General features: G+C 67.8%; 12 protein-coding genes. 9 read left to right on the plus strand and 3 right to left on the minus strand.

Features of this window, described 5'->3' with window-relative positions; genetic code table 11:
* Positions 1-13 precede the first annotated feature (13 nt).
* The 7 genes from NC7_RS13470 to NC7_RS29115 all read left to right on the plus strand — a co-directional run bounded on the left by NC7_RS13470 (position 14) and on the right by NC7_RS29115 (position 6,532).
* Positions 14-1,171: a CaiB/BaiF CoA transferase family protein gene (locus NC7_RS13470; RefSeq protein ID WP_067982870.1), complete on the plus strand. Its 1,158-nt coding sequence runs from the start codon at positions 14-16 to the stop codon at positions 1,169-1,171.
* Between the two features lie 11 nt (positions 1,172-1,182).
* Complete coding sequence (locus tag NC7_RS13475) at positions 1,183-1,974, plus strand: enoyl-CoA hydratase/isomerase family protein (RefSeq protein ID WP_157102025.1); 792 nt, start codon at positions 1,183-1,185, stop codon at positions 1,972-1,974.
* The gene (locus NC7_RS13480; RefSeq protein WP_067982873.1) at positions 1,971-3,146 is read left to right on the plus strand and encodes a CaiB/BaiF CoA transferase family protein; all 1,176 of its coding nucleotides are present in this window, start codon (positions 1,971-1,973) and stop codon (positions 3,144-3,146) included. The genes NC7_RS13475 and NC7_RS13480 overlap by 4 nt, the downstream gene beginning before the upstream one ends.
* Complete coding sequence (locus tag NC7_RS13485) at positions 3,146-3,802, plus strand: GntR family transcriptional regulator (protein WP_067982876.1); 657 nt, start codon at positions 3,146-3,148, stop codon at positions 3,800-3,802. The genes NC7_RS13480 and NC7_RS13485 overlap by 1 nt, the downstream gene beginning before the upstream one ends.
* 36 nt (positions 3,803-3,838) lie before the next feature.
* Positions 3,839-4,987 carry an acyl-CoA dehydrogenase family protein gene (locus NC7_RS13490; RefSeq protein ID WP_067982880.1) on the plus strand — a complete coding sequence of 383 codons (1,149 nt, stop codon included), beginning with the start codon at positions 3,839-3,841 and terminating at the stop codon, positions 4,985-4,987.
* A gap of 13 nt (positions 4,988-5,000) precedes the next feature.
* On the plus strand, positions 5,001-6,218 hold the full coding sequence (locus NC7_RS13495; RefSeq protein ID WP_201449881.1) for an acetyl-CoA C-acetyltransferase: 1,218 nt from the start codon (positions 5,001-5,003) through the stop codon (positions 6,216-6,218).
* 95 nt (positions 6,219-6,313) lie between these two features.
* The gene (locus NC7_RS29115; RefSeq protein WP_157101987.1) at positions 6,314-6,532 is read left to right on the plus strand and encodes a hypothetical protein; all 219 of its coding nucleotides are present in this window, start codon (positions 6,314-6,316) and stop codon (positions 6,530-6,532) included.
* A 56-nt stretch (positions 6,533-6,588) separates the two neighbouring features.
* On the opposite strand, the gene NC7_RS13500 is transcribed toward NC7_RS29115, so the two are convergent.
* Both NC7_RS13500 and NC7_RS13505 read right to left on the minus strand, forming a co-directional pair.
* Positions 6,589-7,983, minus strand: a complete 1,395-nt coding sequence (locus NC7_RS13500) for an MmgE/PrpD family protein (protein ID WP_067982884.1) — start codon at positions 7,981-7,983, stop codon at positions 6,589-6,591.
* 26 nt (positions 7,984-8,009) lie between these two features.
* A complete protein-coding gene (locus NC7_RS13505) occupies positions 8,010-9,491 on the minus strand; it encodes an aldehyde dehydrogenase (RefSeq protein ID WP_067982886.1) in 1,482 nt (493 codons plus the stop codon).
* Between the two features lie 278 nt (positions 9,492-9,769).
* On the opposite strand from NC7_RS13505, the gene NC7_RS13510 reads away from it, so the two are divergent.
* Together NC7_RS13510 and NC7_RS13515 are read left to right on the plus strand one after the other, a co-directional pair.
* Entirely contained in the window at positions 9,770-10,942 is a 1,173-nt protein-coding gene (locus NC7_RS13510) for a CaiB/BaiF CoA transferase family protein (RefSeq protein ID WP_067982888.1), read from the plus strand.
* The gene (locus NC7_RS13515; RefSeq protein WP_084458472.1) at positions 10,942-11,667 is read left to right on the plus strand and encodes a nitroreductase; all 726 of its coding nucleotides are present in this window, start codon (positions 10,942-10,944) and stop codon (positions 11,665-11,667) included. Before NC7_RS13510 ends, NC7_RS13515 begins: the two co-directional genes overlap by 1 nt.
* 115 nt (positions 11,668-11,782) lie before the next feature.
* Here the strand turns inward: NC7_RS13515 and NC7_RS13520 are convergent, their stop codons facing one another.
* Positions 11,783-12,997, minus strand: coding sequence for a CoA transferase (locus tag NC7_RS13520; RefSeq protein WP_067982894.1), 1,215 nt, complete (start codon positions 12,995-12,997; stop codon positions 11,783-11,785).
* Positions 12,998-13,047: the final 50 nt, after the last annotated feature.

The raw sequence follows: 13,047 nt of genomic DNA on the forward strand, positions 1-13,047 counted from the left end.
AGGGGAAATACCGATGACGGGACCGTTGGCGGGTGTGCGTGTCGTCGTGCTGGCAGGCATGGGGCCGGTGCCCTATGTGTCGATGCTGCTGGCCGACATGGGCGCCGACGTCGTTCGGGTGGTGCGGCCGCCGCACCGCTCGGCGCGTGAGCTGAGCCAGACCGTCGGCCTGACCGAGGAGACCGATGTGGTCAACCGAGGTGTCGGGTCGGTGGCGGTGGATCTGAAGGACCCCGAAGGGCGTGAAGGTGTTCTGCGCCTTGCCGATTCGGCCGATGTGTTCATCGAGGGCTATCGCCCCGGTGTCGCCGAGCGGCTGGGTCTCGGCCCCGAGGTCGCCACCGCGCGCAACCCCCGCCTGGTCTATGTCCGGCTCACCGGATACGGCCAGACCGGTCCCCGGGCCAAGGACGCCGGGCACGACATCAACTATGTCGCGCAGTCCGGCGCCTTGCACGCCCTCGCCTCCGAAGGCGGAGCGCCGCGACCGCCGATAAACCTTCTGGGTGACTACGCCGGTGGTGGGGCGATCGGCGCGTTCGGCATCGCCTGCGCGCTGGTCGAAGCCGGGCGTACGGGTCGTGGTCAGGTCATCGATGCGGCGATGGTCGACGGAGTCGCCGTGTTGACGGCCAAGTTGCAGGGCTTGCGTGCCGCCGGGCTGTACTCCGACGAGCCGGGAACCAACTTCCTCGACTCCGGCGCCCCGTTCTACGACACCTACCGGTGTGCGGACGGGCGGTATCTGGCGGTCGGAGCGCTCGAGCCCGACTTCTACCGTGAGTTCCTGAACCGCCTCGATGTCGACACCACCAGCTGGCCGGGCCAGGACGACCGCGAACAGTGGCCGAGACTGCGCGAACTCATCGCCGCGGCGGTGTCGAAGCGGACGCGCGACGAGTGGTGGCAGGTTTACCGGGGCACCGATGCCTGCGTGTCGCCGGTACTCACCTTCGACGAGGCCGCCGAGGATCCCCACAACGTGGAACGTGGTGTGTTCCAGCGGGTTTCGGGAGTACTGCACCCCGCGCCCGCGCCGCGCTTCGATCGGACCCCGGCCCGCACCCCGTCGTGTCCGCCCACCGGACTCGGCGACCTCGACGACATCCTGGCCCGGTGGACGACCGCCGCGGTCACCACCGGCGCCGACGCGGTGTCGATCAGCGAATGAAAGGACAACAAGTGCCCGGTTACGAGGAGTTCTCGTCGTTGACGATCGACCGGCCCGCCGACGGCGTGCTGCGGATCGTGCTCGACGGCCCGAACCTGAATTCCGTCGGTGCCGAGGCACACCGGCATCTCGCCGACATCTGGCCGGTGATCGCGCTCGACGAATCGGTGCGCGCCGTCGTCATCCGAGGTGCGGGGGAGCGGGCCTTCTCCGCCGGTGGCAGTTTCGATCTGGTCGAGGCCATGATCGGTGACTACGCGTCGCGGACACGGGTGATGCGGGAGGCGCGGGATCTGGTGCGCAACATCATCGAGGTGCCCCAGCCGATCATCTCCGCCATCAACGGTCCCGCCGCGGGCGCCGGGCTGGTTGCGGCGCTGCTCGCCGACATCTCGGTGGCGGGTCGCCGCGCCAAGATCGTCGACGGACACGTGCGCCTCGGTGTGGCCGCAGGCGATCACGCGGCGATCTGCTGGCCGCTGCTGACCTCGATGGCCAAGGCCAAGTACCACCTGCTGACCAACGAGGTGCTCACCGGCGAGGAGGCCGAGCGCATCGGCATGGTGTCGTTGTGCGTCGACGACGACCAGGTCCAGGACCGCGCAATGGAGATCGCGCAGAAGCTGGCGGCTGGTTCGCGGGCCGGTATCCAGGGCACCAAGATGGCGCTCAACGGCTGGTACCGCCAGGCGATGCCGATCTTCGACGCCTCGCTCGGCCTCGAGTTCTACCACTTCGGCGGCCCTGATGTCGTCGAGGGCGTGGGCTCACACCGTGAGAAGCGGGAGCCCAAGTTCTCATGAGCACCGAACCCACGCGTGCTCCGCTGTCCGGGGTGACGGTGATCGGGCTCGAACAAGCCATCGCCGCCCCGCTGTGCACCCGGCACCTCGCCGATCTCGGCGCCCGGGTGATCAAGGTCGAGCAGCCGGGATATGGTGACTCGACCCGGCATTACGACACGGTTGTCGGCGGCCTGTCGGCGCATTTCACCTGGCTCAACCACGGTAAGGAATCCGCGGCGCTCGATCTGCGGGACGCCGATGACCTCGCGGTCCTCGAAGCGATGCTCGCGGGGGCCGATGTGCTGGTCAGCAATCTGGGCCCCGGCGCGCTGGACCGGCTCGGTCTCGGTGTCGAGGAGCTGACGCGCCGCTACCCCCGATTGATCATCGTCGACATCTCCGGCTACGGCCGCGGCGGTCCACTCGACCACAAGCGCGCCTACGACCTGCTGATCCAGGCCGAGGCGGGTTCGTGCGCGATCACCGGCACACCCGGATATCCGGCCAAACCCGGTATCCCCGTGGCCGACATCGGCACGGCCCTGTACTCGTATTCGGCGGTCCTGGCCGCGCTCTACGACCGTGAGCGCACAGGCCGCGGCGCGGTCGTGCCGGTCGCGATGCTCGACGTGGTCTCGGAGATGATGGGCTTCGCGCTCAACCAGGTGCTGCACGCGGGCACCGAGCCGGTGCCGGTCGGAATGGGTTCGCCGATGATCGCCCCGTACGGCGCGTATCCGACCTCGGACGGGCAGACCGCGGTTCTCGGCACGACCAGTGATCGGGAGTGGCGGCGGATGACCGAACTCATGGGCTGCCCCGAACTCGCCGAAGATCCGCGCTATCTGCACAACGACGACCGGGTCGCGCGTCGCGGCGAAGTCGACGCCATCGTCGAACAGTGGTGCGCGACAAGGACGCTCGCCGAAGTTCAGGACGCCGCCGACAAGGCGGGTATCGGGAACGCACGGCTCAACGGCGTGCGCGAGCTCGCCGAGCATCCCCAGCTGCGGGAACGCGGCCGGTGGCGCGAGATCGGCACCCCGTCCGGCCCGGTACCGGCCTTGCTGCCGCCGGGCACGGCACGGGACTGGCCGGTGACCAACGGTTCGGTGCCCGCGCTCGGTGCGCACACCGACGCGATCCGGGCCGAGTTCGCTCCCCGGGTCCCTCAGCCGAGCGAGACCTGATGGACCTGCCGCGCGTCACGCCGCCGACCAGCCTCAAAACCAGCGCCGTCCAGGAGATCCGGCGCCGGATCTTCGCGGGCGAACTGCGTCCGGGCGACAAGATCGACCAGGACGAGATCGCGGATTCGCTCGGCATCAGCAAGCTACCGGTGCGCGAGGCGCTGATCGCCCTGGAACTGGAGAGCATCGTCGACATGCCGCCCCGGCGTGGCGCTTTCGTCGCTCCGATGACACGCGACGATGTGCGCGACCACTACTGGTTGCTCGGCGTGGTGTCCGGGCTGGCCGCCGCCCGCGCGGCCGAGCGTATCGGCGTGTCCTCGCTCGACGCGCTGGGCGTGATCCTGGATCGGATGACGACCGCGTCGAGCCGGGACCGCGAAATGCTGAACTTCGAATTCCACCGGATGATCAACCGCGCGAGCGGATCCCGGCGCCTGCTCACCGAACTCAAGGTGCTCGGCAGCGCCGGTCCGCACGGCTTCTACGAGACGCACGACGACTGGTCCGACATCGCCGACCGCGATCACCGCGAGATCCTCGCGGCACTGCTGGCCCGCGACGCCGATACGGCTCGCGCGGTCACCGAGGAGCACTTTCTGCACGGTGGCGACCGTGCGGTGCACATGCTCGAAACTCGCGGTTTCTGGAAATGATATAATATTTTATGCGTGAACTAGGAAAGGGTAGGCATGAGCCTCACAGCCGATGAGCAGCAGATGGTCGATCTGGTCGCCGACTTCGTCGACCAGCGGGTCAAGAACCGCGTGCGCGAGTTCGAGGAAGACGATGTCTACCCCGAGGAGTTCATCGAGGAGATGAAGAAGCTCGGCTTCTTCGGCCTGCTCGCGCCCGCCGAATTCGGTGGCGTCGACGTGAGTACCGCCTGCTTCGCCGGTGTCACCGAGCAATTGGCGCGCGGCTGGATGAGCCTGGCGGGCGCCATCGGTGGCCACTCGGTGATCACCTACCTCATCAAGACTTTCGGCACGCCGGAGCAGAAGTCGAAGTACCTGCCGAAGATGGCCGAGGGCGCGATCCGCGCCACCATGGCGCTGACCGAGCCCGCGGGCGGCAGCGACCTGCAGGCCATGCGCACCGTCGCCGTGCGCGACGGCGACCAGTGGTCAATCACCGGCTCCAAGACCTGGATCTCCAACGCCGCGCACTCGGGGCTGATCGGTCTGCTGTGTATCACCGATCGCGACGCCACGCCCGCCCACAAGGGCATGAGCGTGATCCTGGTGGAACCCGGCGACGGAATGATCATCTCCAAGAAGCTGCCCAAGCTCGGCTACCGCGGCGTGGAAGCCTGCGAGCTGGTGTTCGACGGCCGCAAGGTCGGCGACGACGCCATCCTCGGCGGCGTGCCGCACCTGGGCTGGAGCCACATGATGCGCGGCCTCGAGGTCGGGCGCATCCAGGTCGCCTCACGCGCGCTCGGTGTCGGCCAGGCCGCACTCGATGCCGCGGTGCGCTACGCGCAGGAACGTGAGTCCTTCGGCAAGCCGATCTGGAAGCACCAATCCGTCGGCAATCTGCTGGCCGACATGGCGACCAAGCAACGCGCCGCTCGCCTGCTGACCCTCGACGCCGCCCAGAAACTGGACGCCGGCGTGCGTGCCGATATGGAAGCGGGCATGGCCAAGCTGTTCGCGTCCGAGACCGCGATGCAGATCGCGCTCGATGCGATCCGCGTGCACGGCGGCTACGGCTACTCCAAGGAATACGACGTGGAGCGTTACTTCCGCGACGCGCCGCTGATGATCGTCGGTGAGGGCACCAACGAGATCCAGCGCAATGTCATTGCCGCACAGCTCATCGCGCGCAACGCGATCTGATCGGAGTCGATGGATGTCAACCCTGCGCCGGGCCGCGATCGTCGCGCCCACCCGCACCCCCGTCGGTACTTTCGGCGGTTCCCTGCGTGACGTACCGGTCGAGGACCTGGGCGCCACCGTGGTGAACGCGGTGATCGAGCGTTCCGGGATCGACCCCGAACGCATCGACGATGTCGTGTTCGCCCAGTCCTACGCCAACTCCGAAGTGCCGTGCGTCGGCCGCTGGCTGGCGCTGCACGCCGGGCTGCCGATCACCGTGCCCGGCATGCAGCTCGACCGCCGCTGCGGCGGTGGCCTGCAGGCCCTGGCCACCTCGGCGATGATGGTGCAGACCGGCGCCGCCGATGTGGTGCTCGCCGGTGGTGTCGAGTCGATGAGCCGCATCGAGTACTACTCGACCAGCACGCGCTGGGGTGCCCGCGCGGGCACCGTGCAGCTGTTCGACCGACTCGACCGCGGCCGCGAACGCTCCCAGCCGGTGGCCCGGTTCGGCAAGATCTCCGGAATGATCGAGACGGCCGAAAACCTCGCGCAGGACTACGGTCTGATGCGTGAAGAGGCCGACGCCTTCGCCGCACGTAGTCACCAGAAGGCGGCCGCTGCCTGGGCGGAAGGACGATTCACCGACGAAGTGGTTCCGGTGACCGTGCCGCAGCGTAAGGGCGAGCCGGTGGTGTTCGCCGCCGACGAGGGGATCCGCCCGGATTCCACGCCACAGACCCTGTCGAAGCTGCGCACGATCATGCCCGACGGCACCGTCACCGCGGGAAACTCGAGCCAGCAGAACGATGCCGCCGCCGGGCTCCTCGTGGTCGCCGAAGAACAGCTCGACGCGCTCGGCCTCGAGCCGATCGGCTACCTGACCGGCTGGGCCGCCGCGGGCTGCGAGCCCTCCCGCATGGGTATCGGCCCGGTGCCCGCCGTCGCGAAACTCGCCGCGCGCCAGGGCACCGATACCGTCTCGCTGCTCGATTCGATGGATCTCGTCGAGGTCAACGAGGCGTTCGCCGTGCAGGTCCTCGCGGTGCTGGAGGGCTGGGGCTGGCGCGATCACGACCGGCTCAATGTCAACGGTTCGGGCATCTCGCTCGGCCACCCCATCGGCGCCACGGGCGTGCGCATGGTCACCACCCTGCTGCACGAACTGCGCCGACGTGGTGGTGGCCGTGGTCTTGCCACCATGTGCATCGGTGGCGGCCAAGGTATGGCCGCCACTTTCGAGACCGCCTGATCACCGTTCAGGCACCGACCGTGCCCCGGCGAACCGAACAGGCCCGCCGGGGCACAGTCATTGTGGAACGACGAGTACAAGCAGGTCGACACCCGATGAAATCCGACAAGCGATCACCATGCCCACACGAACCCGATGTTCGACTGATGGTCCAGTTCGCCACCATTCGTATGGAATTCGTGGCATGTCTGACGGCCGCGCTGGTCTTCGTCCAGGATGTGGCCGGCCGCCATCTCTGTGACATCACGGTAGCGGCCGCGCACTACGCAGACCTGCCACGTCTGCCGAACGAACGCTTGTACTTGATGCCCTGATAGGTGAAAAGCCTGGCCCGACTCGAATCCGAGTCGGGCCAGGCTTTTGCGGTGCGTCAGACGCGCAACAGCGCGGCGAACTCACCGACCGGGGTGGCCGGATCCCCGGAGTTGATCGCTGTCAGCAAGGCCTCGCTGCGTTCGGCACCCAGATCGGCGACGGTGAGGTCGCGGAACTTGGCGTCCAGGTCGGTCTGCGTCATCGGGTTCTCGGCGGTGCCGCGTGGGTTGTCGACGAAGACGTGCTCGGTGGAGCCGTCGCGGTAGGTGACCGTGATATCGGCGATCCAGCGTCCCGCGTATTCGGCGTCGAGCTCGGGGTCGACCTCGATCTTCACCCGGCGTGCCATCTCGGCGACCTCACTGCCCTCGCTGAGATCGAGACGCCCGGCCATGTAGTCGTGATGAGCGCGGAAGCCGTTGCCGCGGCCCAGGATCGCCAAGGCGAACTGGAACGGCAGGCTGTACTGCAGGTGCTCGATGATCTGTGGGGCATAGGCGTTGGCGTTCTGGTTACCGATGATCACGTCACCGCCGGACTGGATGCCGAGCCGAACGGACTCGACCTCGGCTGCCCGCGTGGTGAGCTGCTGGGCGCCGTCGATGTAGGCGTGGTTGATGCCGCAGCAGCAGTAGGGCTTGATCCACACCCGTGTGATCTCGAAAGAGGCTGCCGGGTCGAACAATGTGGCGGCGTCCTCGGCGACCGGGCGTCCGACGAAGGTGCGGTAGAAGCCCTTGCCGCCGCTGAGGAACGTGGTCGGGCCGGTGATGCCCGCCGCCGCCATCTCCGCGGCGCGAATGCCGTTGCGGGTACCGATCCCCGAATGCAGCCGCTTCACCGAGCCGCCGGTCGAGGTGTACTCGGTGGTTCCCGAGCTGTGGCTCATCGCGATCGACAGCGCGTGGATGGTGCGCTCGGCATCGAATCCACGCATCTTCGCGACGACGGCGGCGGCACCGAACGCCGACAACACCCCGTGCGGATGGAACCCGCGCTCGAGCAGTTGCGGCGCGGCCAGCATGCCGATCCGGGTGTAGACCTCGTACCCGGCGACGATGCCGGTGATGACCTCCGCCATCGAGGCGCCGAGCTCCTCACCGACAGCGACAGCCGCGGAGACCACCGCACTGCCGGGGTGGCTGGAGCTGGATCGGTGTGCGTCGTCGTACTCGAAGCCGTGACCGTACGTCGCGTTGACGAAAGCGGCATCGGCGGCACTCATTTCGTCACCTGACGCGGTGACGTGGGCGGAGCCGGGGGCATGTGAGGTCTTGGTCAGCTCGAGCACCGCCCGGCTCCACGACAGCGACGCGCAGCCGATCTGCACCGCCAGCTGGTCTTGCATGAGCCGACGAGCCCCGGCCAGCGCGTCGGCCGGGATCGAGTCGTACTCCAGATCGGTGACCAGCCGGGCGACGGCGGCTTCCAACGGGGGTGGGGAAGGCATGGAGAACCTTTCAGGAAGGGAGGGCGTCAGGCCAGTGTGTCGAGCAGGGGCTGCGGCAGGCCGTAGGACTTGCATTCGATGTAGGCGTCGAAGCCTTCGAGTCCGGCTTCACGGCCGATGCCGCTGTTCTTGAAGCCTCCGAGCGGGGCGAAGAAGCCGGCGGGGGTCCCGTTGACTTCGACAGTGCCGGTGCGGATGTGGCGTGCGACCGCCAGCGCGTGGGCGGGGTCGGCGGCGAAGACCGAGCCGTTGAGGCCGTAGTCGGAGTTGTTGGCGATATCGATCGCCTCGGCTTCGGTGTCGAAGGTGTGCACGGTCAGTACCGGACCGAACACCTCCTCCTGGGCGATCCGCGCGTTGGGGTCGACGTCGCCGAAGATCGTCGGTTCGACGTACCACCCTCGGTCCAAACCCTCGGGCCTGCCACCGCCGACGAGCACCTGGGTGCCCTCGGACCTGGCCTGCGCGATATAGGCCTCCACCCGTTCGCGCTGAGCGCTGGTCACCAACGGGCCGAGCTCGGTCGCCGGATCGAGCGGGTCACCGATCGGCATCGAGCCGACCATGTCGCGCAATCGGTCGTAGAGCTCGTCGCGCAGCGAACGGGCCACCACGATGCGGGTCTTGTTGCTGCACACCTGGCCGGTGTTGCGCAGCGACAGCGCCCGGATCACCGGCACCACGGCATCGAGGTCGGCGTCGTCGAGCAGCACCGCGGCAGACTTCCCACCGAGCTCGAGGGTGACCCGGCGCAGATCCTGCCCGCAGATGGCGGCGATCCGGCGGCCCGCGGCCGTCGAGCCGGTGAACGAGACCTTGTCGATGCCGCAATGGCGGACCAGGTGCTCACTGACCTCGCGTCCGGCGACGACGATGTTCACCACGCCGTCGGGCAGACCGGCCTGTTCGAAGATCTCGGCGAGCAGATACGCCGACATCGCGGTCTCCGGCGACGGCTTCAGCACAGCGGTGCATCCTGCCAGCAGCGCGGGCGCCAGCTTGATGATCGCGATCTGCAGCGGTGCGTTCCACGGCACCACCGCGGCCACGACCCCGACGGGTTCGCGCGTGACGAGTGCGTTGCCGGTGACCGAGCGGCGGATATCGGACCACTGGTACTGCGGAGCGAGCTCGAGGAACGCATCGAGCAGCATCCGGGTCCCCATCGACTGCATCCGTGTCGACAGCGTGATCGGACACCCCATCTCGGCGCTGATCAGGCGAGCGACCTCGTCCTGGCGGTCCGCGAGGATCTCGCTCACCCGGGTGAGCACCGCTATCCGCTCGGCGAGTTCCATCCGGGGCCACGGGCCGCGATCGAAGGCGGCGCGGGCGGCACCGACAGCAGCGTCGATGTCGGCCTCGCTGCCCTCGGCGATGCGGGCGAGGGGTTCCTCGGTGGCGGGGGAGACCACCTCGAACGTGCGCTGGGTTGCCGGATTCACCCACCCGCCGCCGATGAACAGCTTGTCGAACTGTCCCTGCCACAACTCTGTCTGAACACTCATGGGTAGACCTGTCGTCCTCGTCGGCGATTGTGTCCGGGTGGGAAATCCCTGGTCAGCGGTGGTTCAGCGCGCGGCGACCCGTCGGTGCCATGTGACCCGGCTCATGTAAAGTATATGATATAACTTAGCGCACAGGCCAGGGCTGCTGTGCTCGCCGCCACTGTGTCTATTCTGTCGGTTGCCGTCGTGCACCGATCGACCTTCGCTGGGTGTGGCCCACGACACCGCGATGCCGCGATAATATATAATATGAGCACGTGACTAGAGGGAGACAGGCTATGCAGCACAGGCCGCTCGACGGAATCCGGATTCTGGAGATCGGGGGCTACATCTCGCTCCCGTTCGCCACCTCCATGTTGTGCGCCCTCGGTGCCGAAGTCGTGAAGGTGGAGCGGCCCGTTGTGGGCGAGGACTTCCGCCGTCACCAGAACGATGCCAGCCCGTACTTCCGTCAGTACAACACCGGCAAGCGCAGCCTGGCCGTCGACCTGAAGCAGCCCGAGGGCGTCGCTCTGGTCAAGGCGCTGATTCCGCGCTTCGACGTGGTGCTCGAGAACATGCGCCCCGGCAAGGTGGCCGCGATGGGCCTGGGCCCCGAGGTCTGTCGCGAGCTACGCCCGGACATCGTCTACGGCTCGGTCACCGGTTTCGGTGCGGGCGGTCCGCTCGCCGCCCGGCCGGCCTACGACACCATCGGGCAAGCCTTCGGTGGCCTGTATTCACTGCTCGGCGACGAGGGCCGTCCCCAGCTCACCGGCGGGTTGAGCGCCGATCTGGTCACCGGGCTGAGCACGGCCGCGGGTGTGCTCGCCGCGCTGGTCGGCCGGTACCGCACCGGGGAACCGCAGCACGTGGAGACTTCGATCATGGAGGCCGTCAGTGTGCTTGTCACCGACGGCATCACCCAGGCTTTCGAACTCGGCGTCGACCCGACTCGGCGCAGCAGGCACCCGCAGGCGCAGAATTTCTGTGCGCCGACCGCCACGGGCGAGTACATCGCTGTGCATCTTTCGTCGTCGCAGAAGTTCTGGCAGGCGCTGTGCCGGGCGATGGATCGCGCCGATCTGGCTGTCGACCCGCGCTTCGCCGAGTACCGCCCGCGCGAGGCGAACTATTTCGAGCTCGCCCAGATCGTCGAGGCCGAATTCGAGCAGCGCTCGTTCGCGGAGTGGGAGAAGCGGCTCACCGCCGAAGACGTGCCGTTCGCCCCGGTGCTGTCGATGACCGGTTACGTCGAGCACGAGCAGGTCGGGTGGCTGCGCATGATCGAGCCGCAGGACGACGGGCTCGCATTGGTGCGTCCGCCGTGGCGCTTCGCCGGTGAACGGCCCGAACGCCCCGGTGTCGCGCCGCGGGTGGGTGCGGATACGCGCGCGGTCGCCGGTGAGGTGTACCCGGCGGAGAAAGTCGACGAACTCGTGGCTGCGGGCGTACTTTCCGCGGACGGCTGATGATTACGCCGCCGTACGCCACGGAACGCACTGTGGGAGAAGACAAGTCGGGTGCGTTGGCCGAACTTCTCACCAGCCGGTGGAGCTGCCGGGCGTTCGAATCACGCGAGGTGCCTCGGCCGGTGATCGAGCGTCTGCTCAGTCTCTCGCAGCGCTGCGCGTCGTGGTGCAATACCCAGCCCTGGCAGGTGATCGTCACCAGCGGCCAGGGTACCGAGCGGTTCCGTGCGGCTTTGGCCGAGTATGCCGCGACTCGGGGTGGTGAGCTGGGTGACGAGTTCGATTTTCCGCCACCGGCGGACTATCGCGGCGTGTACCGCGAGCGCCGGCGCGAGACCGGCTGGCAACTGTACGAGGCGGTGGGCGTAGAACGCGGTGACCGGGCGGCGTCGGCACGGCAGGCGTTCGAGAACTTCCGTCTCTTCGGGGCGCCGCATGTCGCGATCGTCACCACGGCCGCCGACCAGGGTGTGTACGGCGCCGTGGACTGCGGCCTCTACCTCGGCACCTTCCTGCTGGCCGCGACCAGCCTCGGCATCGCTACTGTTCCGCAGGCCGCCCTCGCGGGCCGGTCGGCGTTCGTCCGGGAGTACTTCGACATCCCTGCGGATCGAAAGATCTTGGCGGGCATATCGTTCGGCTACCCCGATGCCGATCACCCCGCCAACAGTTATCGCACCAGGCGCGCACCGTTGGACGAGGTCGTGACCTGGTGTAGCGAGTAGCCTTCCGATCTCGCCGGGCACGAGGCACGTATTCCAGCAATTGGGCCGGTATCGAAGACAATGTCGTCTTCGATACCGGCCCAATTGCTGTAGCCGAAGATGTTACGCCGCAATGTTATTCGGTGACGCCGAGAACACCTGCGGAATGCAGCTTTCCGAGTTCGCTGTCGCTGAGGCCGAGGATTTCGGCGAAGACCTGATCGGTGTCGGCGCCGAGGGCCGCGGCCGGGCGCACCGGGCCGTATTCGCTGTTCTCGCGGATCGGGCTGTGTGCCGAGATGACCTGCCCGATACCGGGCTGGTCGACTTCGGTCAGCACTCGGCTGCCGATTCCCGCCTCGAAATCGGCCACAACGTCGCTCATCTGGCGGTAGCGGCTCCACAGCACGCCGGCTTCGGTGAGCGCCGCGCCCACGGCATCGAGAGGCAGCCGGGCGAACCACGGTCGCATCACCGCCGCGATCGTCTCGCGGTGGATATACCTGTGCGCCTCGTCGGCGAAGTCCACACCCAGCGTCTGCTCGAGCGAGGCGATCACCTTCGCCGTATCCGTCGCCGTGCACAACGCCTGCCACTGACGCGGCGTGAGCGCTACCACCATGACTCGTCCCTCGTCGGCGGTGACGAAGTCGGCGCCGAACGAGCCGTACATGTAGTTGCCGTGGCGCGGGCGGTCACCGCGTTCCCGGACCTCGCTGAGCCACCCCAGGTTGGCGACGCCGGCCAGGGCGACATCGGCCAGCGCGATCTGCAGGTGCGCGCCCTCGCCGGACCGTTCCCGGCGGTGCAGGGCGGCGAGCAGTGCGGTGGTCGCGGTCATCCCGGCGACCAGATCCCACGCGGGCAGCACATGATTCACTGGCGTACGAGAATCGGCGGGCCCGGTGAGATCGGTGACGCCGACCTCGGTGTTGACCGTGTAGTCCACCGCGGGACCGCCACCGGCCTGACCACCGATGTGCACTTTGATCACATCGGCTCGCCGATCGGCGAGGGCCTCGTAGGAGAACCACGGTCGCCCGACCGCGTTGTCCACGACGATTCCCGCATCCTTGCCCGGTGCGGTCGCCAGCGCCAGGACGAGTTCCCGACCCTGCTCGCTGCGCACGTCGACGGCGATCGACTGCTTTCCGCGATTGAGCGAATTCCAGTACAGGCTCTCGCCGTTGCTCTTGGCGACCGGCCACCGGCGGTAGTCGGGCCCGCCGCCGAGCGGGTCGACCCGGATGACCCGCGCGCCGAGCTGGGCGAGGGTCATCCCCGCCGACGGTCCCGCCACGAAACTGGCGAACTCGACGACGCGCAGACCCGCCAGCGGCTGCCCGCTCACCCGTGTACCACCAGGGAACCCTCGAAATGACCCGGCATCTGCATCGCGCT

Source organism: Nocardia caishijiensis NBRC 108228, from assembly GCF_001612825.1.
Lineage (GTDB): Bacteria > Actinomycetota > Actinomycetes > Mycobacteriales > Mycobacteriaceae > Nocardia > Nocardia caishijiensis.

Coding starts and splice junctions, on each gene's coding strand:
- NC7_RS13470 (WP_067982870.1), top strand. CDS start 14: ATGACGGGACCGTTGGCGGGTGTGCGTGTCGTCGTGCTGGCAGGCATG.
- NC7_RS13480 (WP_067982873.1), top strand. CDS start 1,971: ATGAGCACCGAACCCACGCGTGCTCCGCTGTCCGGGGTGACGGTGATC.
- NC7_RS13485 (WP_067982876.1), top strand. CDS start 3,146: ATGGACCTGCCGCGCGTCACGCCGCCGACCAGCCTCAAAACCAGCGCC.
- NC7_RS13490 (WP_067982880.1), top strand. CDS start 3,839: ATGAGCCTCACAGCCGATGAGCAGCAGATGGTCGATCTGGTCGCCGAC.
- NC7_RS13495 (WP_201449881.1), top strand. CDS start 5,001: ATGTCAACCCTGCGCCGGGCCGCGATCGTCGCGCCCACCCGCACCCCC.
- NC7_RS29115 (WP_157101987.1), top strand. CDS start 6,314: ATGAAATCCGACAAGCGATCACCATGCCCACACGAACCCGATGTTCGA.
- NC7_RS13500 (WP_067982884.1), bottom strand. CDS start 7,983: ATGCCTTCCCCACCCCCGTTGGAAGCCGCCGTCGCCCGGCTGGTCACC.
- NC7_RS13505 (WP_067982886.1), bottom strand. CDS start 9,491: ATGAGTGTTCAGACAGAGTTGTGGCAGGGACAGTTCGACAAGCTGTTC.
- NC7_RS13510 (WP_067982888.1), top strand. CDS start 9,770: ATGCAGCACAGGCCGCTCGACGGAATCCGGATTCTGGAGATCGGGGGC.
- NC7_RS13515 (WP_084458472.1), top strand. CDS start 10,942: ATGATTACGCCGCCGTACGCCACGGAACGCACTGTGGGAGAAGACAAG.